28 protein-coding genes and 3 pseudogenes are annotated in these 26,763 nt (G+C 45.5%); 19 read left to right on the top strand and 12 right to left on the bottom strand.

Translation table 11 applies throughout. The features are described from left to right. Nucleotides 1-128: 128 nt before the first annotated feature. Entirely contained in the window at nucleotides 129-1,847 is a 1,719-nt protein-coding gene (locus tag CMR00_05455) for a sodium:proton exchanger (protein ID PIO48375.1), read from the top strand. Between the two features lie 53 nt (nucleotides 1,848-1,900). Here the strand turns inward: CMR00_05455 and CMR00_05450 are convergent, their stop codons facing one another. Together CMR00_05450 and CMR00_05445 are read right to left on the bottom strand one after the other, a co-directional pair. Then, on the bottom strand, nucleotides 1,901-2,308 hold the full coding sequence (locus CMR00_05450) for a hypothetical protein (protein ID PIO48374.1): 408 nt from the start codon (nucleotides 2,306-2,308) through the stop codon (nucleotides 1,901-1,903). Between the two features lie 22 nt (nucleotides 2,309-2,330). Next, nucleotides 2,331-3,280: pseudogene (locus CMR00_05445) on the bottom strand (hypothetical protein). A gap of 284 nt (nucleotides 3,281-3,564) precedes the next feature. Between CMR00_05445 and CMR00_05440 the strand changes: the two are divergent. The 5 genes from CMR00_05440 (at nucleotide 3,565) to CMR00_05420 (ending at nucleotide 6,526) form a co-directional block, all read left to right on the top strand. After that, a complete protein-coding gene (locus CMR00_05440; protein PIO48373.1) occupies nucleotides 3,565-4,608 on the top strand; it encodes a hypothetical protein in 1,044 nt (347 codons plus the stop codon). A gap of 162 nt (nucleotides 4,609-4,770) precedes the next feature. Then, a complete protein-coding gene (locus tag CMR00_05435; GenBank protein ID PIO48372.1) occupies nucleotides 4,771-5,088 on the top strand; it encodes a hypothetical protein in 318 nt (105 codons plus the stop codon). After that, complete coding sequence (locus tag CMR00_05430) at nucleotides 5,060-5,656, top strand: hypothetical protein (protein PIO48371.1); 597 nt, start codon at nucleotides 5,060-5,062, stop codon at nucleotides 5,654-5,656. The genes CMR00_05435 and CMR00_05430 overlap by 29 nt, the downstream gene beginning before the upstream one ends. After that, on the top strand, nucleotides 5,650-6,243 hold the full coding sequence (locus CMR00_05425) for an SCP-like extracellular (protein ID PIO48370.1): 594 nt from the start codon (nucleotides 5,650-5,652) through the stop codon (nucleotides 6,241-6,243). Before CMR00_05430 ends, CMR00_05425 begins: the two co-directional genes overlap by 7 nt. A gap of 67 nt (nucleotides 6,244-6,310) precedes the next feature. Beyond that, the gene (locus tag CMR00_05420) at nucleotides 6,311-6,526 is read left to right on the top strand and encodes a fructose-6-phosphate aldolase (protein ID PIO48369.1); all 216 of its coding nucleotides are present in this window, start codon (nucleotides 6,311-6,313) and stop codon (nucleotides 6,524-6,526) included. A 106-nt stretch (nucleotides 6,527-6,632) separates the two neighbouring features. Here the strand turns inward: CMR00_05420 and CMR00_05415 are convergent, their stop codons facing one another. Beyond that, nucleotides 6,633-6,923 (bottom strand): transcriptional regulator, encoded by a 291-nt coding sequence (locus CMR00_05415; GenBank protein PIO48368.1) that lies wholly within the window; start codon nucleotides 6,921-6,923, stop codon nucleotides 6,633-6,635. Nucleotides 6,924-7,115: 192 nt separating this feature from the next. On the opposite strand from CMR00_05415, the gene lysS reads away from it, so the two are divergent. Further along, nucleotides 7,116-8,630 carry a lysine--tRNA ligase gene (lysS, locus tag CMR00_05410; GenBank protein PIO48367.1) on the top strand — a complete coding sequence of 505 codons (1,515 nt, stop codon included), beginning with the start codon at nucleotides 7,116-7,118 and terminating at the stop codon, nucleotides 8,628-8,630. Between the two features lie 21 nt (nucleotides 8,631-8,651). Further along, entirely contained in the window at nucleotides 8,652-9,032 is a 381-nt protein-coding gene (locus tag CMR00_05405) for a hypothetical protein (protein PIO48366.1), read from the top strand. 13 nt (nucleotides 9,033-9,045) lie between these two features. Here the strand turns inward: CMR00_05405 and pta are convergent. Next, a pseudogene (pta, locus tag CMR00_05400) lies at nucleotides 9,046-10,052 on the bottom strand (phosphate acetyltransferase). A 255-nt stretch (nucleotides 10,053-10,307) separates the two neighbouring features. On the opposite strand from pta, the gene deoC reads away from it, so the two are divergent. Further along, entirely contained in the window at nucleotides 10,308-10,991 is a 684-nt protein-coding gene (gene deoC / locus CMR00_05395) for a deoxyribose-phosphate aldolase (protein PIO48365.1), read from the top strand. Nucleotides 10,992-11,066: 75 nt separating this feature from the next. Continuing rightward, nucleotides 11,067-12,107, top strand: coding sequence for a spermidine/putrescine ABC transporter ATP-binding protein (locus CMR00_05390; GenBank protein ID PIO48364.1), 1,041 nt, complete (start codon nucleotides 11,067-11,069; stop codon nucleotides 12,105-12,107). 6 nt (nucleotides 12,108-12,113) lie between these two features. On the opposite strand, the gene CMR00_05385 is transcribed toward CMR00_05390, so the two are convergent. The 7 genes from CMR00_05385 to CMR00_05355 form a co-directional block, all read right to left on the bottom strand. After that, nucleotides 12,114-12,659 (bottom strand): hypothetical protein, encoded by a 546-nt coding sequence (locus CMR00_05385; protein PIO48363.1) that lies wholly within the window; start codon nucleotides 12,657-12,659, stop codon nucleotides 12,114-12,116. 89 nt (nucleotides 12,660-12,748) lie between these two features. After that, complete coding sequence (locus CMR00_05380; GenBank protein PIO48362.1) at nucleotides 12,749-14,101, bottom strand: hypothetical protein; 1,353 nt, start codon at nucleotides 14,099-14,101, stop codon at nucleotides 12,749-12,751. Next, nucleotides 13,972-14,592, bottom strand: a complete 621-nt coding sequence (locus CMR00_05375) for a hypothetical protein (protein PIO48361.1) — start codon at nucleotides 14,590-14,592, stop codon at nucleotides 13,972-13,974. The genes CMR00_05380 and CMR00_05375 overlap by 130 nt, the downstream gene beginning before the upstream one ends. Nucleotides 14,593-14,679: 87 nt before the next feature. After that, nucleotides 14,680-15,453: an MBL fold metallo-hydrolase gene (locus CMR00_05370; GenBank protein ID PIO48360.1), complete on the bottom strand. Its 774-nt coding sequence runs from the start codon at nucleotides 15,451-15,453 to the stop codon at nucleotides 14,680-14,682. Between the two features lie 12 nt (nucleotides 15,454-15,465). Beyond that, a complete protein-coding gene (locus tag CMR00_05365; GenBank protein ID PIO48359.1) occupies nucleotides 15,466-15,750 on the bottom strand; it encodes a hypothetical protein in 285 nt (94 codons plus the stop codon). Nucleotides 15,751-15,779: 29 nt separating this feature from the next. Further along, entirely contained in the window at nucleotides 15,780-16,538 is a 759-nt protein-coding gene (locus CMR00_05360) for a hypothetical protein (protein PIO48358.1), read from the bottom strand. Nucleotides 16,539-16,563: 25 nt separating this feature from the next. Then, the gene (locus CMR00_05355; GenBank protein ID PIO48357.1) at nucleotides 16,564-17,331 is read right to left on the bottom strand and encodes an NAD(P)-dependent oxidoreductase; all 768 of its coding nucleotides are present in this window, start codon (nucleotides 17,329-17,331) and stop codon (nucleotides 16,564-16,566) included. Nucleotides 17,332-17,459: 128 nt separating this feature from the next. Here CMR00_05355 and CMR00_05350 point away from each other — a divergent pair, with 128 nt between their 5' ends. The 9 genes and pseudogenes from CMR00_05350 to CMR00_05310 all read left to right on the top strand — a co-directional run bounded on the left by CMR00_05350 (nucleotide 17,460) and on the right by CMR00_05310 (nucleotide 24,157). Next, complete coding sequence (locus CMR00_05350; GenBank protein ID PIO48356.1) at nucleotides 17,460-19,175, top strand: AMP-dependent synthetase; 1,716 nt, start codon at nucleotides 17,460-17,462, stop codon at nucleotides 19,173-19,175. Nucleotides 19,176-19,190: 15 nt separating this feature from the next. Then, nucleotides 19,191-19,663: pseudogene (locus CMR00_05345) on the top strand (thioredoxin-dependent thiol peroxidase). Next, nucleotides 19,660-20,628 (top strand): NADPH:quinone reductase, encoded by a 969-nt coding sequence (locus tag CMR00_05340; protein PIO48355.1) that lies wholly within the window; start codon nucleotides 19,660-19,662, stop codon nucleotides 20,626-20,628. Before CMR00_05345 ends, CMR00_05340 begins: the two are co-directional and overlap by 4 nt. Nucleotides 20,629-20,678: 50 nt before the next feature. Then, nucleotides 20,679-21,221, top strand: a complete 543-nt coding sequence (locus CMR00_05335; GenBank protein PIO48354.1) for a hypothetical protein — start codon at nucleotides 20,679-20,681, stop codon at nucleotides 21,219-21,221. Between the two features lie 21 nt (nucleotides 21,222-21,242). After that, nucleotides 21,243-21,551: a hypothetical protein gene (locus tag CMR00_05330; protein ID PIO48353.1), complete on the top strand. Its 309-nt coding sequence runs from the start codon at nucleotides 21,243-21,245 to the stop codon at nucleotides 21,549-21,551. Then, on the top strand, nucleotides 21,552-21,758 hold the full coding sequence (locus CMR00_05325; GenBank protein ID PIO48352.1) for a hypothetical protein: 207 nt from the start codon (nucleotides 21,552-21,554) through the stop codon (nucleotides 21,756-21,758). 2 nt (nucleotides 21,759-21,760) lie between these two features. Then, on the top strand, nucleotides 21,761-22,429 hold the full coding sequence (locus tag CMR00_05320) for a hypothetical protein (protein ID PIO48351.1): 669 nt from the start codon (nucleotides 21,761-21,763) through the stop codon (nucleotides 22,427-22,429). A 40-nt stretch (nucleotides 22,430-22,469) separates the two neighbouring features. After that, nucleotides 22,470-22,895 carry a hypothetical protein gene (locus CMR00_05315; protein PIO48350.1) on the top strand — a complete coding sequence of 142 codons (426 nt, stop codon included), beginning with the start codon at nucleotides 22,470-22,472 and terminating at the stop codon, nucleotides 22,893-22,895. 122 nt (nucleotides 22,896-23,017) lie between these two features. Then, complete coding sequence (locus CMR00_05310) at nucleotides 23,018-24,157, top strand: hypothetical protein (protein PIO48349.1); 1,140 nt, start codon at nucleotides 23,018-23,020, stop codon at nucleotides 24,155-24,157. 50 nt (nucleotides 24,158-24,207) lie between these two features. Here CMR00_05310 and CMR00_05305 read toward each other — a convergent pair whose 3' ends face one another. After that, a complete protein-coding gene (locus tag CMR00_05305; protein ID PIO48348.1) occupies nucleotides 24,208-26,742 on the bottom strand; it encodes an ABC transporter permease in 2,535 nt (844 codons plus the stop codon). Nucleotides 26,743-26,763 lie beyond the last annotated feature (21 nt).

Here is a 26,763-nt window from a genome sequence, read left to right as displayed (position 1 = left end):
CAATGCAGGGTACAAACGAGAAAGAAAAGCAACTGCAAAAAAAGTCCAAGACATGAACAAAATGCAACGGTATTTAGTGCGTTCACACCTTGCCCCAAATTAGAGCGAGAGCGTTCTCTACTTTAACCATGCACCACGATGAACTGCTGCCGGCAATTGCCATATCCGTCATAGCGGCTACAGCATTAGGCTTCATAGCCAAAGCCGTACGCTTGCCCCTGCTCATTGCCTATATTCTGGCAGGTATCGTGGTAGGACCAAAAGTGGGCTTCGGCTGGGTGCAAAGTGAAGCACAAATCCAATCTATCTCAGAAATTGGTCTCATCCTTTTGCTATTCATCATTGGCTTAGAAATTGACCTCAAAAAACTTTTTCGTGCAGGCAAAGCCGTCTCCATAACAGGGCTATTGCAAGCCCCAATCTGTTTTGCAATTGCTTGGGGGGTGCTGTGGTTGGCAGGCTTTGAGAATCACAATGGTAAGTATGAATTGGTGTATCTGAGCTTTGGCTTGGCGATTAGCTCAACGATGATTGTTGTCAAAGCCCTCTATGAAAAGCATGAACTTGATACCTTAGCAGGGCGCATCACGCTGGGCGTCTTAGTGTTTCAAGACATCTGGGCAATTATTTTTCTTGCTATCCAGCCAAATCTCCTAAATCCAGAGCTGCTCTCGCTCTTAGGGTCATTTGCCAAAGGTGTAGGGTTGGTGGTGTTTTGCCTGCTGCTCAACAAATTTGTCTTGCCGCAGCTGTTTAATACCATTGCGAAATTACCTGAATTTATGCTCATCGTATCGCTAGCATGGTGTTTTTTAGTAGCCTCTCTGGCTACGCTGGCTGGGCTCTCCAAAGAAATGGGCGCACTGATTGCCGGGCTTAGCCTCTCCACTTTCCCCTATAACCTCGATGTAATTGCAAAGGTCATCAACATTCGAGATTTCTTCATTATGCTCTTCTTAGTGGCACTGGGCATGCAAATTCCAATGCCAACATGGACGGTGCTTAGTGTGGCGCTGGGGCTCTCTATGCTTGTCGTAGCAAGCCGATTCTTGTCGGTTTGGACCTTGCTGACGGCACTCCAGCAAGGGCGGCGTGTCGGCATAATTTGTTCTATTAACCTTTCGCAAATTTCAGAATTTGCACTGGTGGTAGGCTCAATTGGCTTAGCCTATGAGCACATTGAAGCCGAGACCGTGTCCTACATTGTCTTTACACTGGTCTTTACGGCAGTGCTGTCGACTTATCTTATTGTATCAAGCCACGAGATTTTTCTTAAGCTCAATCAATGGCTAACAGCGGCAGGTCTCAAAGAATCTGTCGAACAAGAAGGGAGCGGAAAAGACGAAGAAAAAACCGTGTTTATTCTTGGGTTTTTCAAGTTTGCAAGTTCCTTGATTTATGAAATTGAGCAGCAGCAAAATCCGTTGAAGTCGCATATCCGCATCATTGACTTTAATCCTACCGTAATTCAGGCGCTTCGTCAAAAAGGCTACGACACACAGTATGGCGATATTGCTCACATTGAGACCCTGCATCACTTAGGTATTCACAATGCCCAAGTGGTGATTTCAACGGTGCCAGATTCGCTGCTCAAAGGCACTTCAAATATGAATATCTTGAAAGCTGTTCAGCAGCATGCACCAAAAGCAAAGGTTATTGTCATCTCCGAAGATATTACCTATGCGGTGCAGCTCTACAATGCAGGGGCAGATTATGTGCTCATTCCACGATTGCGTGTGGCGCAGCAGCTCTTAGAAGTCATTGAAAAATCATTCGACTGGACGCAGCCCGGGTCATCAACCGAGAGTTACAAAGAACTTCAAGCTCGAAAAGAAATACTTAGTTAAATGGTTAAACAGTCCTGGCAAGAGGATAGCCCAGTGTTTGATGCTGATGCACATCACTCAATCGTGTAGTCAACTGTAAGCTGCTGGTCAGAACTTTCACGCACATTCTTGAAGCGAGCGCGACTAAAAATCTGCTGAATGCAATCTTGAAGCATTTGCAGTGGCAGGGGCGAACGCATAATCTGCACATCGCTGGCGTAGCCATCAGGCTGAATCAGAAGGCGCAGTTGTAAGATGCCTTTTGGTGCATCTTTGCCCAAGCCTGAATACACACTTTGCAGACAAGCCAGCAGAAATTTTTCCTGCTGTTTTAGTGTGCGTGTAACATCTTCTTCTGTGCGAACGCCACGACTAAGGCGCATTGCGTCATAATTGCCGTGTAGCGAAATATGAACCGTGCTGCTATCGCTTTGCGCAAGAGCAACTCCAGATGTCAAGAAAAGCGTAAAGAGCAGAACCATGCTCAAAAATCGTAGTTGCATATTATCTCCCATTTAGAAATTTATCCCAACGAAATGCCTTGCGCTGATCACTGCCTTTCTTTGCGACTTCCTCTGCTTTATCCATTAAGAATGTCGTCATGGTTTGAATAATCCAAGTATAATTGTCGTGTCCGACAGAGTGATAATCAGCATCAGGGGCGGGGTTCATGTAGTCAATCGCATAAGGAATGCCATCGCGCACAGCAAATTCAATGGTGTTCAAGTCATAGCCTAAGGCTTCACAAATCTCAATGCTGTATTGGGTCATGGTCTTTTGCAGGGACTCAGATGGCGAAAAACTGGCTTGATAACGCAAGTGATGCGGATTGCGAGGCTCATAGGGCATAATATGCACATGCGTTTTGCCAACGCAGTAGCAGCGATAGTATTCTTCAAACTCAATGCTCTCTTGCATCACCATGCAAATAGTACCAGTCTGATTGTACTTCTCGAAGAATTCGTGTGGGCTATGAATTTTATAGACGTGCTTCCAGCCACCACCATCGAAGGGTTTGAGCCAAAGCGGAAAACCAACATAGTCAAAGCACTCCTGCCAATTAAGCGGGTAAATAAGATTACGCATGGATTCGGATGTGGTGTTCGGCGGATGCTCATTGCTCGGTAAAATCACGGTTTTAGGCACGGGGATATTCATGCGTGTGGCGAGTGAGTAATTAAAAATTTATCGTCTGCACTCCACCAGAAGGGATTATTGACGATATAGGTGCCACTGAGTACTGCGTTTTTAAGGTAAGCCCGATAGAAATCAATCTCGTGCGAGATACGATCAAGAATAACCGTGTAAGGGCAAGGCTCAGCCATTTTCAGCCCACCAAGTTTGATAAATTCGGCAATGATATGGCGTCCTTGTGCTTCGGCTTCACGGTTGATGTTAGCGATAAGTCCTTCTGGGAAGGAATTTTCTTGACCGCGAAGAATTCCGATGCGCAGCGCTTCAGAGGCAGGAGAACTTGGAGATGTTGAAGTAGAAGCAGAGGTAGACTCACCTGATGATGTGGTTGTTTTTTTCCCTCTTGGCATAGCAAGTTTGAATGATGTTAAGTTTGCGTAGATGCTGCAGCAAAGTTCGCAAATATGCAGCAAAGCACAAAAAACACAAGTGCGAGAGATGTGGATACTAAGTAATGGTTAGAATAGACTTGGCGGAGCAGAGGGAGTTTTGAAAACAAAAGAAAAACTTTATTTTGGACAAAAACTGTAAATCTCGGTAGGAAATGTGTGTTATTAAGCAGGAAGCGTACTGGCAAAAGGCTATTAGGGTGAGAGGGATTGTGCTCTGTCTTTATTCTGTTATTGCAATTTCTTTATACTATCCTGCCGTTGCAGTCAGTCAAGAACCCACATTATTACCACAAATAGCGCATACAAAGTGCATTCGTTCAATTGCAGTCAGCCCTGATGAGCGGTATGTATGGTCAGGTGGTGAAGATGGCAAGTGTGCGATGTGGGATCTGAGAACGATGAAAGTGCTTGATGTATTGGCAGAGCAAGAAAGTGATCAGTTTTTAGGAAAGTACCCAATAGTGAATGCAGTTGCATGGAGTCCAAATAGTAAGTACATTGCCTCTGGGGGGCAGGATGGAAATTTAATCGTTTGGGAAGTAAGCAGCAGGAAGAGAATCTTCAAAGAAGCTATTGGCAGTAGTGTATGCGCAGTAGAGTTTAGTGAAGATAGCAAAGACGTTTTTGTTGGCTTAAAAGATGGAAAAGTAAAGGTATACAGGGTAGAAGTTGATGAGGTTTTCATTCCCTTTGGAGATGTAACGAAGCCGAATAGGTTTGTAAGCGAGTTGAGAGGGCACGAAGGAGAAGTAAGTTTTATAAAGAGGCTTGATGGAAAAAAAGTAATATCAGTTAGCAGTGTTTGGACAGGGGAGAAGTCAAGTATAAAAATATGGGATTTGGAAAGTAAAGAGCAGGTGAAGGCATTTTCGGAGCTTCAAGAAAGGGTGTATAGTATGGCAGTAAGCCCGGACAGGAATTACATAGCAACGGTAGGAAGTGCTAAAACCGTAAGAATATGGGACCTTGAGAGTGGAAAGCAAGTGCTTACAATCAAGAGTGTCACAGATAATCAATATGAGCAATGTTCGCTTGCCTACACTGCTGATGGAAAAACTTTAGTATTAGGCGAGATAAACTCCACGAAATTTTTTGACGTGAAAACAGGAAAGTTAGAGCAACTCTCAAAAATAGCTGCACTAAATTTTAATTCATTTGCAATCTGGCAACTTTGGACAAACAGATTAGGCTGTTAGATATGGAGTGTGTAGCTATTCATCCGAATCAAAATATCTTTGTGACAGGTGGAGGAGATGGTAGGTTACGCATTTGGGATATGCAAACAGCATCGCTCAAACAAGTAATTGATAGTAAAAGCAAAAAAATGATAAGTAAAGAGGAGTATAAAAGTTGATAATGTGAACACAATTGCAGTAAGTTCTGACGGAAATGAACTTGCTGCAGGTAGCGATGAGCAAACCATAAGAATTTGGAATTTGAAAACAGGTAACCAAATAGAACAAATACTGCTTGACGGAAGAGGAAGAGTACTTGCTCTGGAATTTGGAATGGATAGCAAAACTGTTTTTTGTGCAACAGCTTTATCTGAATTACTAAAGGTAAACAGAGAAAGAAAAACAATAGAAAAGTTTGCTGGACGCTACTCAGGGCAAGCGGGCAATATTACCAGGATGTCACTTCGGGGAGATGGTAAGCAGCTTATTACAGGACGTTGATGAAAAAAATTATGAGAAAGCAAAAAACTACGCAATTCGAGCGGTAGAAGTTGGAACAGAAAAAAAAGAGGAACTTGCAAAAGCATATCACAATGCAGGAGTATGCTATGAGAAAATAAGGGATATGAAGAAAGCAGTAGCTTACTATGAAAAAGCAATCGAGACAAATAATGCATATTATCCAGCATACTTAGCACTTGGTTCAAATCACTACAACTTAGGTAATTATGGTTCAGCGTTAGAGTACCTAGAAAAGTACATAGAGAAAAACCCGGACGTAGAGAAAGAAAAAAAGATAAGCATTCTTGAAATTATGTCTTATAGTGCTGGTCAAATAGGAAATGATGAAAAAGTTGAAAAATACGAAGGATATTGGAAGAATTTTACAGAGGCTTGGAAAGGCTATTACAATGCAGTTCCTTCTGACAACGAAGCACCATACTGGATAGGATACTTTTATGGCAAAATTGGAAATAACAGCGAAGCTCTATACTGGCTCAAAATTGCGGCAAGAAACGGTAATGCTGATGCACAGAGAATGCTTCGCTCAAATGGAGTAAGTTGGTAAAAATTTTCATTTTCATAACTTTAGAAACCTTAATATTTACTGGCTTTATGCTTAAGTGCACTATTTTAGGCATAACTGTATGTGCTACACTATACATATCATCGGCGTTTGCACAAGTACCAGTAGAAGAGAAAGAGTCGCAGAACTTTATAGCACAGTTACTAAGCAGTGATGAAATTGAAATTGCCTTGAAGTTGCATAATGAGGCACGTAGGGAATGCGGTGTAGAGCTGTTGGAATGGTCGGAAGAACTCTCGCAGTATGCAAGAGAATGGGCTAATGAGTTAGCCAAGCGTGGTTGCCGATTTTTCCATCGACCAAATAACCCGTATGGAGAAAATCTTTTTACAGGCACAGAAGGGTACTACACTATCGCTGATGCAGTCAAAGCGTGGCTAAGTGAAAAATCACTATTCGAACGTGATCCATCTACGCATAACTCTTTCAGAGGGGTCGGACATTACACGCAAATAGTTTGGAGAAATACAAAATATGTAGGCGGCGCAAAAGTATTTTGCAATGGACAAATGATAGTGGTGTTTAACTATGATCCTCCCGGAAATTATATTGGTCAAAAGCCTTATTAATTCGTAAAGGATTTACAAAGAGCAAATAGCGTAGACCTACTTTTTTGGATACTACTGCTACCGAAGTATGAAAGTCTACTTGCTTAAATCTAAAGGTAAAGGCATCGTCCCGGACTACATTCAAGTGCGTAGCGAAGATTACGCCATCATCGGCTATTTCAAAGCGAGTAATCCGGAAAAGGGACTTGATGAGATTGGTATTGAGGACGAAGCACGCCGAGAACGTGCAATGAAAATTTTTGAAAATCTGGAATACGGTAAAATGGCGCTGGTAGAGTTGTAATTAAAAAAATAAGGCTATAAAAAAGTCAGCGTAGAGGAAACAAAAATAAAGCAAGAGCAATAAAGACGCTTTGCCAAGAAGCTTTGAGTCCGAAACTCACAATCATTCACAACAGGCAGGTCATTTCCTTGAACTCCGATAAAGCCTGATGATTAAGCGAGTAACAAACCTTTGAGCCAATTTTCATCCCTTGAACAAAGCCGGCATCTTTGAGAACTTTCAAATGCTGCGAGACTGTAGCTTGGGCAAGCTGCAGCAGCGCAACAAGTTCACCGCAAATGCAGCCGCGCGATTTGAGAATCTGAATAATCTGAAGGCGCACAGGATGCGAAAGCGCTTTCATTTTCAAGGCGAGTGTGTTGCGCTGCATTGCATCTACTAGAAAATCTTTCGTCATAGCAGTGATATCTTTGCAGTAGCGTATATTTGCGACTTACCCCAGAAAAGTTACATCGCATTGCGTCCGTTTTGATGGCTTCATAAAGCAGCAAAGCAAAACATAAGGCAAAACGGCACATGTATTCAGTATGTTTCTATAATAATGAAGTCTATTTGTAATCAAACAGCGACAGCAACAGCTCAATCTCATATGTCAGAACCACTACGCACATCTTTGGAAGAACTGAGCGATCAAATGCGGGTGCGGCGCGAAAAACTGCAACGGCTCCGCGAACAAGGCATTGAACCCTATCCATACGCCTTTGACATCACGCACCACGCACAAACCATTTTGGAGACCTTTAAAGATGGTGAATCAACTGATGTCTCCATCGCAGGACGCATCATGAGTATCCGCATTATGGGTAAAGCCTCATTCTTTCACATTCAGGATTCAACTGCGAAAATCCAAATCTACATTCGTAAAGATGATGTGGGCGAGACAGCCTACGACACTTTCAAGCATCTCTATGATATTGGCGACATCATCGGCATTAAGGGCTACACCTTTCGAACCAAGATGGGGGAAATCTCTGTGCACGCAAAAGAGATGACCTTGCTTGCCAAAGCCCTGCGTCCAATTCCTGTAGCCAAAGAAGAAGAAGTCAACGGACAAAAAATTGTCTATGATGCATTTTCAGACAAAGAGCAGCGCTATCGCCAACGGTACGTGGACTTAATTGTCAATCCAGAAGTGCGAGAAGTCTTTCGTAAGCGTGCAAAAATTATCAACACGATTCGTGCATTTTTGGATGAAAAGGGTTACTTGGAAGTTGAAACGCCAATCTTGCAACCTGTCTACGGCGGCGCAACTGCACGACCCTTCATCACGCACCATAATGCACTCGGCATTGATCTCTATCTGCGCATCGCTAATGAACTTTATCTCAAACGCTTGATTGTCGGTGGCTTTGAAGGCGTTTATGAATTTGCCAAAGATTTTCGTAACGAGGGATTAAGTCGCTTCCATAACCCCGAATTTACACAAGTCGAGTTCTATGTGGCTTACAAAGATTATCTTTGGATGATGGAGCAAGTAGAAGTGCTCTTTGAACGCATCGCACTGACGGTAAATGGCACGACCAAAACGCGTTTCAATGGACACGAGGTTGATCTCAAACCGCCATACCGTCGCCTAACGCTGGCTGATGCTATCAAGGAATTCACAGGCAAAGATATTGAAGGAAAAAGTGAAGCCGAGCTGCGCATAATCGCAAAAGAACTGGGGGTTCATGTTGAACCGAGCGATAGCAGCAGTAAAATCATTGATGCGATTTTCGGCGAACATGTCGAGCCGAAACTCATTGCACCGACTTTCATCATTGATTATCCAATTGAAATGTCGCCGCTGACGAAAAAGCATCGCTCAAAGCCCGGACTGGTGGAACGCTTCGAGCTCATCGTAGCCGGCAAAGAACTGTGCAATGCGTATAGCGAACTTAACGACCCAATCGATCAGCGCGAACGTCTGGAAGAACAAGCACGGCTGCGCGAACGCGGCGATGATGAAGCCATGACCATTGATGAAGATTTTCTGCGTGCGCTCGAATACGGGATGCCACCGACTGCAGGTATCGGCATCGGCATTGATCGACTCACGATGCTCATCACAGGACAAGACTCTATTCGCGACGTGATTTTCTTTCCACAAATGCGACCAGAGTAAGCCAAAAGAATGTGAAAGACCATGTCCTCGCTGTATGAGCAACTTGGTGGAGATGCAGGCGTACGTAAGCTGGCTGAAGCCTTCTACGACGTGATGGAAAATGACCCACGCATAGAGACTGTGCGCGCCTTGCATCCGAAAGATCTGACACATTCACGCGAAAAGTTTTACCTTTTTCTATCGGGCTGGTTAGGCGGTCCACCACTCTATGTACAGAAGTATGGACACCCACGGCTGCGTGCACGGCATCTGCCATTTCCTATCGGCGAAAAAGAGCGAGATGAATGGATGCTCTGCATGCGCGAAGCTATGAAGAAAGTCAGGCTTAGCCCTGAGATACAAGCGCAACTGGAGACGGCGTTCTTCCGCACAGCTGACTTTATGCGAAACAAAAGAGAGTAGCCGCTCAAGTCTCTCAAGGCTTACGTAAAGCACAGATGCAAGCCACATCCACAATATCGCTCGGCTTGGCTCCACGCGAAAGGTCGTTCATGGGCTTGCAGAGGCCTTGGATGATAGGACCGATGGCAGTTGCACCACCAAGGCGTTCTGTAAGTTTGTAGCCAATGTTACCAGCGTCAAGATTTGGGAAAATAAACACATTGGCTTTACCTGCAACTGGGCTATTGGGCGCCTTGCGCTTGCCGACGCTCTCAACGAAGGCAGCATCAAACTGCATTTCACCATCAATGTGAAGCGAAGGGCAGCGTGCTTGGCAATCTCGAGCGCACGCACCACTTTCTCTACTGACTCATGTGATGCACTACCTTTTGTAGAGAAAGAAAGCAGTGCAACCATCGGCTCTTCACCTGTCAAGGCTTGATGCGAAGCGGCGGATGTGAGGGCAATATCAGCAAGTTCTTCCGAAGTGGGATAGGGTACAACCCCACAATCAGCAAAAGTAAAAACACGTCCTGCAGCCGAATAATGCGTTTCGGGAAAAGCCATCAAGAAAAAACTGGAGACCAAATTCGTCTGAGACTTATCGACACCAATAATTTGAATAGCGGCACGCAAAACATCAGCCGTAGTGTTCACAGCGCCAGCCACACAGCCATCGGCTTTACCTTTGCGTACCATCATTGCGGCATAAAAAAGTGGCTGACGAATAATCTTTGCAGCTTCGGCTTCTGTGATGCCCTTGTGTTGGCGCAGCAGAAAATACTCGTGTGCATAGTCTTCAAGGCAATCCGATGAGTCAATATCAACAATTCGGATAACATCCTCAGGAATGCGTAAGCCCAGCGATTGCGCACGCTCAAGAATTTCAGCGCGTTTGCCAATGAGCACAGGCTCAATGAGTTTGTGCTCAATCATTTCAGCGACAGCTTGCAGCGTACGCGTATCATCAGATTCAGGGAAGACCAGTGAGGCGTGTTTGGCTTTTGCTTGAGCACGAATACTTTGAAGAACACGGTGCATAGTTACTCCTTTTTTGATTTGGGGACAACGCTGCTAACTACGCATTTTTTATGGTTCAGACAAAATGTAGCGAGGGTTCAAGAGTACATTACACCTCCGAAACTTGTGTAGCAGTTTTTCGTAACCTAAGAAAGTTAGTACAAATGATGTAACTGTGTGTCCCTTTTCACCCGCTTTGCGAGCCACAAATTTTCTATTTTCATGAGCCGTAAGCCCTAACGCAAGGCTTTCAATTTAATTGAGTAATTCCTTAAAATGGCAAAGTTCCAGCCCAGTGATGTTGCAAAGTACATCGACCATACTAACCTTAAGCCCGAAGCTACCCCCGACGACATTAAACGGCTATGCAAAGAAGCGATGACCTATGGGTTTTATGCTGTGTGTGTAAACCCTGTGTTTGTCTCGCAGTGTGCACAGTGGCTTGCAGGGTCAGGTGTGAAACTCTGTACCGTGGTCGGTTTCCCGCTTGGAGCAGTGTTAACTGAAGTCAAGGCGAGAGAGACGGAACTTGCTTGCCAGCAAGGTGCAAGTGAAATTGATATGGTCTTACCGATTGGATTACTCAAGGCGAAGCTCTACAGTACAGTAGAAAGCGACATTCAAAGTGTGGTCAAAGTTGCTGCAGCAAACAATGCTCTTGTAAAAGTGATTCTTGAGACCGCACTGCTCAGCGAGGCAGAAAAAGTTATGGCGTGTGAACTTGCTAAAAGTGCAGGTGCGGCCTTCGTAAAAACTTCGACAGGGTTTGCAAAAACTGGTGCAACTGCAAAGGACGTACAACTGATGCGTAAGGCGGTTGGTGAGCAGCTTGGTGTCAAGGCATCTGGTGGCATCAAGACTTACGCAGATGCACTGACGATGATTGAAGCAGGAGCCTCACGCCTTGGAACATCATCAAGTGTAGCAATCATGGAAGAAATGCAGCGCAAAGCGTTGTAAGCCAATCCGCGTTACCATACTTTTACACATCGGACAAAGTCGACATCATTATTCAAATCATAGAAAAAATCACGTGTGAGACTTACTGTTGAAAAACTAACCAAACGTTTTGCTAATCATCGAGCGCTGGATGAAGTTACTTTTCAGTGCAAGGACGCAGAATTTTTTGCAGTCTTAGGCAAATCAGGCAGCGGCAAATCGACTTTAGCGCGCATGATTGCAGGTCTAGAAAAACCTAGTGAAGGGCGAATTTTCTTTGATGACAAGGAGGTAACTAGACTTGCAGCGCATCGGCGCAATGCGGTAATGGTCTTTCAAAACTATGCCCTGTTTCCGCATCTCAATGTCTTTGAAAATATCGCATTTGGGCTACGCGAAGCGCGTTGGCAAGAGCGCGAGATTCAGCAAGCTGTGGTGCAAGCCGCAAAAACACTGCAAATCGATCATCGGCTCTATCGAATGACGACAGAACTCTCAGGAGGTGAGCAGCAACGCGTAGCAATTGCACGCGCGATTGCAACACCTTCTGAAATCATTCTGCTCGATGAACCACTCTCAAACTTGGACGTGGTGCTGCGACGTGAATTGCAAAAGGAACTCAAAAGCCTGCAACGCAAAACGGGCAAAACCTTCATCTACATCACACACGATCAAGAAGAAGCACTAATGCTGGCAGATAGGTTAATGCTGCTACATCACGGCAGAGTAATGGAGATTGGTACGCCAAAAGAAGTCTATGAGTGTCCAAAAACACACTTCGGCGCAACCTTCATTGGTGATGCAAATTCTATCCGTATGCAGCGACTCGATAAATTTTTGATAAAATCAGAAACCGGCTTAGTCTTGCAGCACAGTCAGGGTGATGCGATTGCAGGAAAAGCATTCAATGTGGTAATTCGTCCAGAGCACATTGTGCCTGTGGAAAGAGCGCAAGGTGAAAATGTGTTTCGCGCTATAGTAAAAGAAGAATTTTTCAAGGGAGCGATAAGTGAGTATCGAATTAGTGTGGAAGGTATAGACCTTGTAATGCAAACAGCACTGCCGCTAAAAAAAGAGAGCTTTGTACAAATTCAAAAGTTTTATCTATTTCCATTGGCAGAGCAGGAAACCGCGTAGAGCACTTTACGGTGCACGCTCCCAATCCACGCCCTTTGTTTTGAGAAACTCACGCACCTTAATCGAGCCAAGTTGCGCTGCTTTGATGTAATCTTGATATGCACCAAGCGAATCGTTGAGCTGTAGCCGAGCGTGAGCGCGATTGGTGTAGGCATTGGCATATCCAGAGTCGAGCTGCAAGGCATGGGTAAAATCCGAGACAGCAAGTGCATATTGTTTGAGTTCCATATACGCTCTGCCACGATTATAGTAAGTGCGTAAGTCGGTCGAGTCGACTTGCAGAGCAGCCGAGTAATCTAAAATTGCACCATCATAATTGCCCAGCCTTGCTTTGGCAATGCCACGATTGACAAGCGCAATGCTGTTGTGTGGTCTATGTCTCAAAACCTCGTTGAAAAAGTTAATTGCAGCAGAATATTCTTTGCGTGTTAAGTGCTCTACACCTTCTTGCAAAAGCAAAAGAACTTCGCGGTCGGAGAGCTCTTGAGCGCGCAAAAGAGAGGGGCAAACCCAAAGCCACAGACAGGCAAAGACAAACCAGCACGTACGCATGCGCTAATCATGAAGAGATAAAAAAGACAATCAAAGGTAACAATCAGAAAGAATTCAGCAGCAGACTGCAACGATTTTTTAACATGTGCTTACTGCATCGCAGCAGATGAAGAGGCACGGTTGAGCCAAACATACTTGAGGTCGCGCCGATCCATAGCATTCAGCGCATAGCCTTGAACATCTTTTGAAAGCAGTTTTTCATCACGGTCATAGACAAGCAGCAACAGTGGGGCATCGTTAAGGGCAAGTGCTTCAGTTTCTGCATAAAGGCGGTAGCGCAAAGAGTCGTTAAGCGTTAGCAAGGCTTGTTCAAAGAGCGCATCAAAATTTGGATTGCGATAGCGCGGCATATTCGGATAACTGATGGCGCTGGTATCAGCAGGGACAAACTTGCCATAGAGCAGATTGAGAAAATTTTCTGGTTCAGGATAATCGGCGACCCACCCTAAGAGGAAAAATGCGACACGACCGGATTCACACTTCGCTAAATGCTCCGACCACGAAAGTGGCGCAAGGTGAATCGTGATATTCAGATGCTGCTTCAGCGATGTCTGGATAAATTCAGCAAGGCGGCGGTTGCGAGTGTTTGTAGAATCATAATAGAGCGGGAGTGTGGGAAACCCTTTGCCATCTGGATAGCCGGCGCTAGCAAGCAAGGCACGCGCTTTGTCTGGGTTAAAGACTTCAAGTTTGAGAAGGTTGCTCGATTTGGCTTTATCGCCTCTGAGAGGCTTGGTGAAGATTTGATCTCGAGTCGTATCATAGGCGGCGAGCGCAGGGGGCACTAAACCGCGCGTAGCAGCATATTTGCTAGCTTGTATCTCATCAGGGGTGATAACGAGTTTAGAAAGCTCTGTGCGATTAAGTGCAAGAGAAAACGCTTGGCGCACACGTACATCGTTGAAGGGAGGAAGTGCACAATTCATCCCGCAAAATTGCACTGAGAGCGAGGGCGTCGAGAAAAGTCTGAAGCGCTCTTGATAGTCAGGTGCAAGTGTATCATGAAGTAAAACTTGCTGGCGAATGTCGCTGGAGAAGCGACTTATCTCTAAAATTTCTCCGCGTTGCAACGCTGCAAGCTGTTCAGTTGCACTGCGCGAAAAATAAAGTGTGATTTCGTCAAGGTAGGGCAGTGTGTTGCCGTGCATATCTTTTTGCCAGTAGCGCGGGTTACGTTTGAGTTTGAGAAAATCTGCTCCGAATTCTTCAAACATAAATGGACCGGTGCCAACAGGGTGCTTGGTGAAGTTGGGACCGTAGTAATCGACGGCTTCACGTGGAATGATATAGCAAAAGGCTGAAGCCAGTGTCATCAAAAAAGGAGCAAAAGGTTGAGTGAGGCGAATTCGGAAACGGCGATCACTGAGCACTTCAAAGCCACGGACACCGAAAAGTTTAGGTTGGCGATTTTCGCGCGCGCCAAGAGCTGCTCTTCGTAAAATTCTGTGGCACCCTCAACTCTATCACGAAAGACCCAGAATCCTTTGGTCTGAGTGGCAGGATGACAAACCCGCTCAAAAGAGTACTTAACATCCGCTGCGGTCAGTTTGCGTCCTACGCCTTGTGGAAAGCAGCGGTCGTTGTGGAAAAAAACACTGTCGCGCAGCGTGAAGGTATAAAACAGCCCGTCGTCAGAAATCTCCCAACTCTCTGCCAGTTCGGGCACGGGCGAGAGGGTTGTGGGATCAAGATCAATCAGTAAGTCATAGAGTTGATGCGCAGCGTGTTGCGAGACATTCTCGATAAGTTGCACAGGATCGAGTGTGGTCAGCGGTTGCAGTTCTGCATAGGCATAAGGTCCACCATAGACTTTGCCGCCAGATGCAATACGGTATTCATAAACCTTTTCAGCGGGTTTGGTCTCTTTTGGCTTGCTGCATGAGAGCCAGAAAAGCGTACAGAACGCAAAGGAGAGCAGAATAAAAATCTTCATTAAAATTTGCAAACGTTGTGATTGACTTATGCAAAGATACAACCTTAGAGCAATCTAGGCACCCTGTAGAGCAGATGCGGGAAGTGTTCAGTCTATGATGATTTCCATTTCATCATAGCCGACGCGGATGTGTTCAGGCAGCATGGCTTCAAGTTCAGCGTGTCCGACTTCGTGGCTCATATGGATGAGTACGGCTCGGCGCGGCTGAATGCGTTCAATGTAAGAGAGTGTTTCGGAAAGACAAGCATGCGTCGGGTGTGGTGTGAGCCGAAGACAATCAATCAGCAAGACATCCAGATGATACAAGCGTTCGTAGGAATGTTCAGGCAGAGTTTTGCAATCTGTCAAGTATGCGAAGTTGCCGATGCGGTAGCCATAGATCATGATTTTGCCATGTCCGACGTCAATCGGAGTAACTTCGACGCGCTTGCCATGTTTTTCAATCACGAACGGGGCGTCAACCACATGCATCGTCAGTGCAGGCAAGCCCCATTTAAGATTTTGTTCACTGAACGCATAGCCGAATCGGCGCATGACTTCAGGCTCGCATTGTGGGGATGTGTAAAAATCAATTGCGGCTTGTTGCGCCGTACTGAAGGCGCGAATATCATCTAATCCAAAAAGGTGATCAAAATGATGATGGGTTTGCAAAACGGCATCAATGCGCTGCACGCGGCTGCGCAGCATTTGTTGGCGAAAGTCAATCGAAGTATCAATGAGAATAGAAAGTCCAGCGGTTTCAACAAGTGCGGAACAGCGCAAGCGTTTATCGCGAGGGTCGGTTGAGGTGCACACACGGCATTGGCAGAGTGGTACAGGAATGCCTTGCGATGTACCTGAACCCAAAAGTGTAACTTTCATAAGGTTAAGCAATCATGTTGTCGAACGCGGTAACTCACTTTTTTGGGTGGACACTTCATCGTCAATGAGTTTTCGCACTTGCGGTGTAATGAAGATATTGCCAACCCCGATGCGCGAGAGTGCTCTTGCAATCGTCGAGATGCGTCCTTCAATCGGCAAAAATTTATTGACGACTAAAATTTTTTCTTCATGCACGCGACAATCTCCACCAACAAAATTACCCTTTTCGTAACGGACACGGTAACCAAGTTTCTTGGCAATATCTTCGAGTTCTTGAAGAATATCTTGCTTTCTCATTGAAGATTTGCAGTGGCTAACAGGATTAGTTAAAAAGTAATTCCCGCCGTTAAGGTGTGCGAGAGAAATCCATAGCTGAATTGCGGGTTTGTCGCAAAATTCATGGCGCTGGTACGAAAGCGATAAGTGAACGCTAAGCCTATATTTCCGAGCAGATACGGAAATTGAACAGTGGCATCACCTACGATACCGCTCCCAAACCCAACGACAGGACTAAAACCTTGAGAAGCAATTGCAATATAGCCTTCTACTTTGGCTTGTGTAATCCAAGTTTTGCTTTGATACGATGCACCTAAGCCTGCCCCAATACCGACTGTAGCTAAACTCAGGTTATTTGTTCCTGCGGTTTGAGGGCTTGGTGTGGTTGAGGCGGCAACAAGGTCGGCGACCGTGGCAAAACTAATAAGCGGTCGCAGTGCATCGAGTGTAGGAGGCACGAAAAAAAAGTCAAAGTCAAACTTTGCACCGCCGCTCACCAGCGTAACAGCGTCAGGAAAGTTTGTGATGTTACCAACCGAGTAGTCAATGTAAAGCATCGCGTTGTCTAATCGCGCCAGTGCTGAGAGTGTCGCGCGCGTGATGACAAAGGGCAACTGAGCGGTATTGCTCGAAAGCGGTTGCAGTGATGCAAACGGCGTGATGCCCACTTCAATGCTGCGAAAAGAAATTTCACGTGGGCGTTCGCGGATGTCGTCTGAGCTGGCTTCGCCAAGCACTTGCGCATAAAGCGGCAAAGCCGAAAAGGACAACAAGCCGCACAGCAACAGCGTTTTGAGATAAGTTGGCATGTCGGCAATTATGGTTAAGGAAAATTCATGGTGCGCGATGCACTTTCAATCCAGCTTGTGCAACTGGACGCACAACGATTTCATCAATGTCTACATGTGCAGGACGCGATGCAACAAACAAAACACACTCTGCAATATCCTCTCCTGTGAGCGGCGTCATACCACGATAGACTTGTCCTGCTTTATCGCTATCGCCACGGTAACGCACGAGGCTGAATTCAGTTTCAACAAGTCCGGGAGAAATCAGGCTGACACGGATGTTAGTCCCAAGCAACTCGAGGCGCAAGACTTCAGAAATAGCTCTGACACTAAATTTTGAGGCACAATAGACGCTGCCACCTTCATAAGGCATATGACCAGCTACACTGCCCAAGTTGATGATGTGTCCGCTGTTTCGTGGTAGCATCTCTCTTAGCGCCAGTTGAGAGAGCCGCAACAGACCATAGACATTCGTTTCAAACACTTCACGCATATCCACTTCTTTGACATCAGAGATTTTGTCGACGCCGCGTGCCAGACCAGCATTGTTGATGAGCACATCGATCTTGCCAAAAGCTTTAATAGATTCATTGATAAAGGCTGAGCAACTCTCAGCACGAGTTACATCAAGGGTGAGAGGTAGAACCCGAACGCCATAGTGATGATGAAGGTCAGAGGCAAGTGCCTCCAGTCTGTCCTTGCGCCGCGCACCGAGCGCCAGTGATGCGCCTTCACGCGCAAAAACTTGAGCTGTAGCTCGCCCAATACCGGCGCTCGCACCTGTGATAAGAACAACTTTATCTTTGAGCGACATGAATCGAAGTTTTCTGAAGTGCAAATATAATGGTCTTACTGCACTTTTCGGTAGCAGAACTTATCCCTTGAAAATGACGTACATCACGTATTTTTGAAAAAACAGCTGGCAAAACTACATGACGAGCAATGAACAAAGACCTGATTTTCAATACCCATATGTCGCATGCCGTCATCATTGACGGACAAACTTACTTGCCGACAAACTACTTGGTCAAATACAGCAATATCCTTGAACTGCTCACGGAGCAAACAAAGCGATATCGCAACGACATCTTCATTACGTTTTATGCCAGTGGTGGCGTAGCGATGCGCTACACATACGAAGAATTTCAGCGCAAAGTCTTTCAAACGGCAAACTACTTGCGTGCGCAAGGCTTGATTGAAGAAAGCCGTGTGGCAACAGTGTCGCACAACCATATTGATACCGTGGTACAGTATTTTGCCGCATGGTGCGCGGGTATGACGGTTGTGCCCATCAATGTTGGCGAAACCCCAGAGCGCATTAAGTACATTCTGGAAAATGCAGGTGTGCAACTGGCGTTTGTACGCGATGAATACTTGCCAATGATTCAAAACTTAGGGCTTGACCTGACTCTTCTTGCCTCAAGCGATTTTGAGCAAACCATTTCTGCCTTCCCAGACGAGTTTGGACAAGCTCAAATTATTGACACACGCGCTAAGCCAAGAGAAACTGTAGATGAAACACGTGCCACCTACGCTGACCTTGAAACCGAAGCACTCATTGTCTACACCAGCGGTACGACAGGATTGCCTAAAGGCGTCGTGCTCACGCAGTATAACTTGCTGGTCGATGCTGATGCCATTGCGACATGGCACGGCTTAAAAGAGGGCGATGTCATGATGTGTGTCTTGCCGATTCATCATGTTAATGGCATAGTCGTTACGCTGATAACCCCGCTGTATTACGGCGGTGCTGTTGTATTAAATCAAAAATTTCAGACGGAGACATTTTTTGAGCGCATTGCAACGGAAAAAGTAAAAATCGTGAGCGTGGTGCCAACTTTGTTGCAATTTCTATTGCATGCAAACATTGATCTTTCTAAGTACAACCTGATGCATTTTAGCCATTTTATTTGCGGCGCTGGACCGCTCACGGTAGAACTTGCAATGGCATTCGAGAAGCGCTACGGCTTGAAAATTATTCATGGCTATGGCTTATCGGAAACAACCTGCTATTCTTGCTTCTTACCACTAGATTTGAGCGAAGAAGAGCATCAAAAGTGGCTCAGCGAGTTTGGCTTCCCCTCTATTGGTGTGCCGATACCGCCAAACGAAATGGCAATTTTTAATAACCGTGGCGAAAAAGTACGTGAAGGATGGCGCGGTGAAATCGTTATTCGTGGACATAATGTCATGAAAGGCTATTATCAAAATGAAGAAGCAAATGTTAAGGCATTTGAAAAAGGTTGGTTTCACAGCGGCGATGAAGGATTTTTCAAAACCGATGAAAAAGGTAGAAAATTCTTTTTCATTACAGGGCGAATTAAAGAACTAATTATTCGTGGCGGTGTTAATATCTCACCATTTGAAATTGACGAAGTGCTTTGTAGCATCGAGGGCGTTAAAGCGGCAATTGCTGTAGGATTTGAAAACGATTGGTATGGCGAAGAGGTCGGCGCACTGGTTCAACTTAAAGATGGCGCAACACTCACAGGCGAGGAAATTATTAAAAAGTGTGCTGAAAAATTGCCATTCAACAAATGTCCAAAAGTCGTGCTCTTCAGCAATGAAATTCCAGTAACTTCAACAGGAAAATATCAACGCAATAAAGTCAAAGATTTATTTAAGCAGTGGAAAAACGTGCAGTTTAAGCAGAATTAAAAAACAACCTATCCCATGGCACTTTTAGAAGTAGGTGCAATAGCGCCAAGTTTTAAGACTACTGACCAAAACGGCGAACCAGTCGCATTAGAAAATTTTAGAGGCAAAAAAGTTATTCTGTATTTTTATCCGAAAGATGATACGCCAGGCTGCACGAAAGAAGCATGTGCGTTTCGCGATAATTTCGCAAAATTCAAAGAACTAAATGTGGAAGTGCTAGGAGTGAGCATCGACGATGAAAAAAAACATAAAAAGTTTGCAGAAAAATACAATTTGCCGTTCCGACTTTTAGCAGACACTGAGAAAAAATTGTACAAGATTATGGCGCTTGGGGCGAAAAAAGTCTCTACGGAAAAAAATATATGGGTACGAATCGAGTAACTTACCTCATTGATGAAAATGGAAAAATTGAGCATGTCTTCCCGAAAGTCAAGCCCGAAACACACGCTGAAGAATTACTAAAACTGCTTTCAGAAAAAAAGAAATGAGAGCTATCGTGGTAGAAAAGTATGGCGGCGTAGGAGAATTAAAATGTCAAGAGCGTCCCGTGCCGTCCCTCAAAGCAAACGAAGCACTGGTTAGGTTGCATGCAATCGGCGTCAATTACATTGATGTTTATCATCGTACAGGGCTGTATCCACAAACCTTACCGTTTATTCTGGGGATGGAGGGCGCTGGCGTCGTAGAAGCTATCGGAGAAAATGTAACTCTTGTGAAAGAAGGCGACCGTGTTGCCTATACAGGTCGACTCGGTACCTATGCAGAGTATCATGCTGTGCCAGAAGCGCAATTGGTGCAATTGCCTCAATCACTCTCGTTTGAGCAAGGCGCCGCAGCAATGCTACAAGGTATGACCGCACACTATCTTGCCACAACGACCTACCCACTAAAACAAACCGATACCGCACTGATTCATGCTGCAGCAGGCGGCGTAGGATTGCTGCTAGTTCAACTTGCAAAAATGCGCAGTGCACGTGTTATCGCCACGGTCTCCACCGAAGAAAAAGCCGCACAAGCAAAAAAAGCAGGGGCAGATGAGGTCATCATATATTCCACGCAAGACTTTGTGTCTGAAACCAGAAGGCTCACGGCAAACGAAGGCGTAGATGTCGTGTATGATTCCGTAGGCAGAGATACATTTGAAGGGAGCTTGAGCGTACTTAAACCACGAGGAATGTTCGTCTCATTTGGCAATGCAAGTGGCTTGATTCCGCCGTTCAGCCCACTTCTACTGAGTCAAAGAGGATCGCTATTTATGACTCGCCCTGCGCTAGCACACTACACCGCTACACGTGAGGAACTCTTGTGGCGAGCTCATGAAATTTTCTCCTGGATTCAAAACGGTGCATTAAAGCTATTTATCTATGCACGCTTACCGCTGAACCAAGCCAAAGATGCCCACCAACTGCTTGAAGAGCGTAAAACCATTGGAAAAGTTTTGCTTGAGCCCTGAAGGAGTTACATAACCTTTGCTATATTTATCTCAACATAAACGTTACCAAAATGAGCGCAGAGAGCTTCTCTATCGACGCGGAAGTCAACACAGTGTATGACGTCCCAATTGAGAAAGAATCCCTCATGCAATTCCTGTCGCAACCAAAGACATTTGAAGAGTATATGCCATCGGTGCGCGCCGTCAAGCTAATTGGCAAAAGCAACAGTGGCTTACCACTCTATGAATGGCAGTATGATGTTGACATGCCACTTGCACCAACATTGCACATAAGTATCCCAACCGAATTTTGCAGAAACGGCGCTGTCTTTACGCACTATACGCCAGACCAAGATGCGCACGATTGGATGATGTGCAAACTAACATTTGAACATGCAGAGCATAGCTCAACCAGCAATCCGCACACACTGGTCAGAATGCATTTGCACATTCGGCTCCGACGCGCGTCAGGAACAGATTTTCACCCCTTGGGGGCGTTTATGGGACAAGCCTTTATGTGCAGTCAGATGAAAAACCGAATGCAGACAATTGCTGACACGTTTGTGTACAAAAGTGTGAATGCACTCTATGAGAAAATGAAAAAGGGAGACTAGTAAAGACAAAGCAAGATTGAAATGAGAATTGAGATTACGGTGCGATATGGCAATGGAAAAGAAAAGTGTGTAACAATTGAAACCGAGAATGTAACGCAGCGTTCACTGCAAGACCTGGCGCTCGATGAAGGTGTGCAAATTGGTGGCGCATGCGGTGGAATAGGGCTTTGCACAACCTGTCGCGTGCAGGTTACAAGGGGGGCAGAGCACTTACCGCCACTGACGCGCGCTGAAAAAGAGTTCCTGGCGCAAAAATTGTTAAACTCACAAGAACGCTTAGCGTGCCAAATTGCCCCACAAAGTGATTTGAGTGTCGTCTTAGATAAATGAATGATGATGAAATCCGCCCTGCTTGCGCTGCTTACAACGCTGAGCTGCTTAGCCCTGAGTTGTGCAACACAGCACCCAGAAAAATCCACATCCGCGCCAGAACACATCAAACATACACTGACATTAGATTCTTCACTCATCCAACTCTATGAGCAAGCTGCACGCATGGCGCAGAGCGTGCAGACACTCGAGGCTATGGCAATGTAGAAATTGATGCGCCAGAATTGCGTCAGTCGCTTGGATGCGTCATCAAAGCAAAACGCAACGAAAGTATTCAGATTGTGGTAACAGCATTTTTGGGTATTGTGGCAGCACAGACCCTGCTGCGCACCGACAGCGTGTTTGTGTATATTCCACTCCAAAATACACTCCTGATTGGGCAAAACAGTCCTGAAAACTTGCGACGCGCAACAGGCATTGGCGCAACCTTCAAAGATGCCGCTAATGTGTTTCTTGGCGTACCTGAACTGACCGTGCCACTGCATGCACTTGAAAGTGTAACGAGAGAAAATGATGCAATCATCTACACGCTTCGTGGCAAGGAAGGATTTCAAGTTGTGCAAATTGATTCAGCAACAGCATGCGTGCGAGCACTTGCACAACTCGATACCGCCAAACGCGTGCAACTTCAAACTATCTTTGAAGATCCAGAACCTGTTCAAAGCGGCAAGACAGCAGTACTGCTGCCCAAGCGAACCGTGGTGGAAACGTTTGAGTACCCGCAGGAGCATGAGAGCCCCAAGACACCAATCATACGGCGCATGAGGATTACCTATGCCTCGCGCATGCTTAATGATTCAAATTTTGTAGTAAATTTCACTATGCCACGCTTTGCCTTGATGCGCCGCATTGAAGACGTGCTGCTCTTTTCAAGATGAGAAGTGATAGCGTGGCAGCGCAAACCCAAACGAAAAGTTTATGCTGATACCAAGACCGATTTTACTTTACGATGGATATTGCAACCTTTGTATTCGCCTTGTGCGCTGGCTTGAAACGATGAATCAAGACGGTGAGCACTACCGAATGGAGTTTGTGCCATTTCAACATGCCGATGACCTTATTGCACAATTTGCCTTGAAAAAAGAAGCGTTGCGCTCGAGCTTACATGTGATTGATGAGCAGGGCAGAGTCTATCAGCGCTCGGCTGCAATTGAAAAACTCTCTGAAAAATTTCCGCTGCTTAAATTAACAAGCCCACTCTGGAAAGTTGAATTTTCTGATGCACTCTATGATACTGTAGCTGAAAATCGTTACAAACTCTTTGGCTGCGCTGAAGCATGTTATATCTCTGCACACAGAGAGCAGGAAAGTAACGCTAATACTTCGTCAAACACTAATCCGTGATGAGAGACTATGAAAATTTTGCACACCGCAGATATTCACGTCGGATATGAAACTCATGGTCGGCACGACGCAAAGTCAGGGCTCAATTCGCGCTGGCTGGATGTGCAAAAGTGCCTTGATTTATGGTTCAAAAGGCACTCGAAGAAGAAATCGACCTCTTTCTCTTTTGCGGCGACGCCTACAAAGAACCACAGCCGACACCGACTGAACAGCGAATTTTCGCATGCGCTTTGAGACCGCTGCTCGATAAAGGTATTCCAACGGTATTTGTCATAGGCAACCACGACTACTCAAATACAGCAGGAAGAGTCAATGCCTTGCAGATTTTCCCCGACCTGCACGACAAAGTCTATCTTTTTCAAGACCGCATAGTAAAGACTTTGAGACAAAATCTGGAAAAATTAGGATTGTCGGGTTACCTTGGCCCGCGCGAAAACATGCTTGCGGGACAAAAAGAAAACCTTGGCAAAACACCAGAAGAGTTGAACGCGTTGGTGCACGAATACTACGCTAATTTTATTGAAAATGAAGCCGAAAAAATCCGAAATAAAAATTTACCCTATCCTGCCATTCTTGCTGCGCATATACATGTAGCTGATGCAATCATTTCCGAAGGCTCAGAGCGAATCAAAAGTAGAGACCCGATATTCAATGTTGCAGCCTTAGCCAAGCGAGAGTTTAGTTACGTGGCTTTAGGTCATATTCACAAGCACCAAGATTTGAACGAAGGGGCAGTGGAGCATGGCGAGCCGCCAGTGGTGTATTCAGGGAGCATTGAACGTATCACATTCTCTGAAGAAAAAGACCCGAAAGGATTTGTCATCGTAGAGTTTGATGAGCACAAGCGCGCAACTTATCGCCATGTGCAAACCCCTGCACGCCCAATGCAAACCATCAAAATCAATATCAAGGAAAAAGGTGACCATGAAGTGATGCAAGAAATTCTCAGTACCCTAAGTTGCTGCGATACAAAAGACGCGATTGTGCGTATCAATATTGAGTGTAAGAAAAATCAGCAGCGCCTTGTCGACCTCGTAGAAATTAAAAAGGCGCTTTCGTGCTTCAATCTCTCGACGATTGAATTCAATGTTCATCAAGAAAAAAGTGTGGAAGATAGTAGCCGCCGAGCTATTGCGCGTGCTTCAACCATGCGTGAAGCCTTCTCACGCTATATTGACGCTCGAAAAGATCTTGTGCCAAAAAAAGATAAACTGCTCTCAAAGTTTGATGAACTGGAGCACGAATTAAACCAAGTAGTTTGAAGCTCAAGAGTGAAGCGCAAAAGAAGTGAAAACAAAGAAAACTCATCTGCTTATTGAGCTTCAAGGCGTAAAATTTCAAGCGGCGGCTTGGTAACCACATCGCGACTGATAAGAACACCAATAAGAACGATAAGACCGACAACCACAAAATAGCCAACAACAAGGGGAAAGATCGAGGGCAAAAATACCGTCTCAAAGACGAAATATGCTAGTGCCCAACTGCCAAGAAGTGCAAGTCCAAAGCCGGAGAACGCTGCAAAGCTACCTAAAAACACATACTCGACCACCATAATCTGCACAACCTGTTTCTGACTTGCACCAAGCGTGCGCAGTAAAACACTTTCCTTCATGCGCTGATAGCGGCTGGTGAGTACTGCCCCAACTAACACCGTTAAGCCTGTAACAATGCTAAAAAGCGACATAAAGCGAATCACTAAAGAAATTTTGTCGAGAATCTTATCAATAGTACTGATGATGAGCTCAAGGTCAATGATTGAGACATTAGCAAAAGACTGCACAACGGCTTGCTGGACTTTTGCGGAAACTGTAGTGGAAGGCGTGCGCGTAACAAGCGCATAAAACTGTGGAGCGTCGTTAAGCACGCCATCAGGAAAAAGCAACGTAAAAGCAGGCTGGACACGACGAAAATCCACGCGGCGGATGCTCCCGATGTAAGTTTTGATGAGCACACCTTGGACATCAAAGACCAGTTCATCACCTAATTTCAGCCCTTGACTTTGAGCGAAGAAATCAGATACAGAAATCAGCACAGAGTCATGAGGCGAGTGCACTTTGCCAAAGAAGTGTCCTGCAACTAACTGCTCGGTCTCAAGTAGTGAATCACGGTAGGTAGCGCGAAATTCAGCGCGTAAAAAAGAATTTTCTGAAATCGTTGTATCGCGTTGTAGTTCCTTGCCGTTGAGCGAGTAAAGGCGCATGGTAACAACAGGAATGGTTTGTAAAACAGGCATCTGAAAGGATTGAACAAGTTCTTCTACGCCCTCCTTTTGATCGGGCTGGATATCAAACATGACCATATTGGGCTGTTTTTTACCCATGCCAACAATTGAAACTTCGCCTAACAAAGTAATTTGGGAAAGATAAATAGTGGAAATAAGAAAAGTGCCAAGTCCAAGCGATACAATAAGAACTAAAGTTTGGTTGTTAGGTCGATAAAGGTTAGCTAAACCTTGACGCCAGACATAACTCCATGAAGAAGGAAAAAACGTGCGTGTTGCACGCATAAGCAAATGTGCGACAAGTACAAGAAGTCCAAATGAGGCGCCAATAGATAGGGCAAAAAAGACACCTGTTATCCAACCCGTGCGCAGTGAGACGGTCTGTGAGATAGAGAAAAGTAAAATGCAGCCCGAAATAAAAAGATAGACAAGCCAGCGTAAAGCATCTTTAGGGACGGCAGTATCTTCAAATGCCGCGCGCAATACCAACAGTGGCGATATCTTGCGAATGCGAAGCAAAGGTAAGAGTGCAAATGCCAGCGACATGCCAAGACCAATGCCCAATCCTTGCAGCATGGCTTTAGGTGAAAAGGCAAATTCAATTTTGACGGGCAAAAAATCACCCAGAATAGAGGGCAAAAGAAGTTGCACGCCAATCCCTAAAAAAGCACCAAGTGAGGAGCCAATCAGTCCCATGACAGCGGCTTGAATAAGGTAAATAAAAAAGGTTTGTGCAGTGCTTGCACCCAGACAGCGCATCACAGCGATGGTGCCGAGTTTTTGCTTTACATAAACATTCACAGCACTGGCTACACCAACGCTGCCGAGCAGAAGGGCAATAAACCCCACGAGATTTAGAAACCGATAGAGATTTTCGACTGAGCGACCCAGTGCAGCTTGACGCGATTCGGCAGTGACAAGCGAGACTTGCTCTTTTTCAAGTGTTGGACGAAGCAGGGTCGTCAGAGCTGTGAGATCTTTTTCGGGCGGAAATTTGAAATAAGCTTTGTAGGTTGCTCTGCTGCCATATTGAATGAGTTTGGTATCTGCTAAAGTCTCAAGCGGAATGTAGATGCGCGGTCCAACCAGTGCAGTTACGACTGCTTCACCTGCGACTTCTTTTAGGGCACCAGCGATTGTAAAATAAGCCTCGCCAAGTTTGAGTGTGTCGCTAACCTCAGCGCCAAACTGAATCATCAAGGCTTCATCGACTAACGCTTGAAAGCCCTTGCGAAAAGAATGTGCGGCGCTGTCGGGTTCTGTGATGAGCGCCCCATAGTATGGAAATTTGCCCTGCAGCGCACGCACTTGAGAAAAACGCGTGTTGCCGCTCTTGGTGAAATACGCCATAGATGAAAAGCTCACTTCGCGTGAATGCTCACCAAGTGAATCAAGAAGGTGCTCGAGCGTCGGAGAAAATGCTTGGCGTGATTCAAATTGCAAGTCTGCCCCTAAAAGCGATTTAGCTTGCTGTGCAACAGCGCGTTGCAAGTTTTCACCAAGTGCGGTAATAGCAACAAGTGCGGCTGTGCCCAGCACAATGGACGACATAAAAAACAGCAACTTGCGACGATGTGTGCGGCTATCGCGCCACGCCATTTTCCAAACAAATGCATCGAAGAGCATCGTGGCTATAGTGTTAAGTAC

It is taken from the genome of [Chlorobium] sp. 445, assembly GCA_002763895.1.
Classification (GTDB): domain Bacteria; phylum Bacteroidota; class Chlorobiia; order Chlorobiales; family Thermochlorobacteraceae; genus Thermochlorobacter.
The sequence above is the reverse complement of the archived record's forward strand: the minus strand, read 5'-3'. Positions and strand labels throughout refer to the sequence as shown.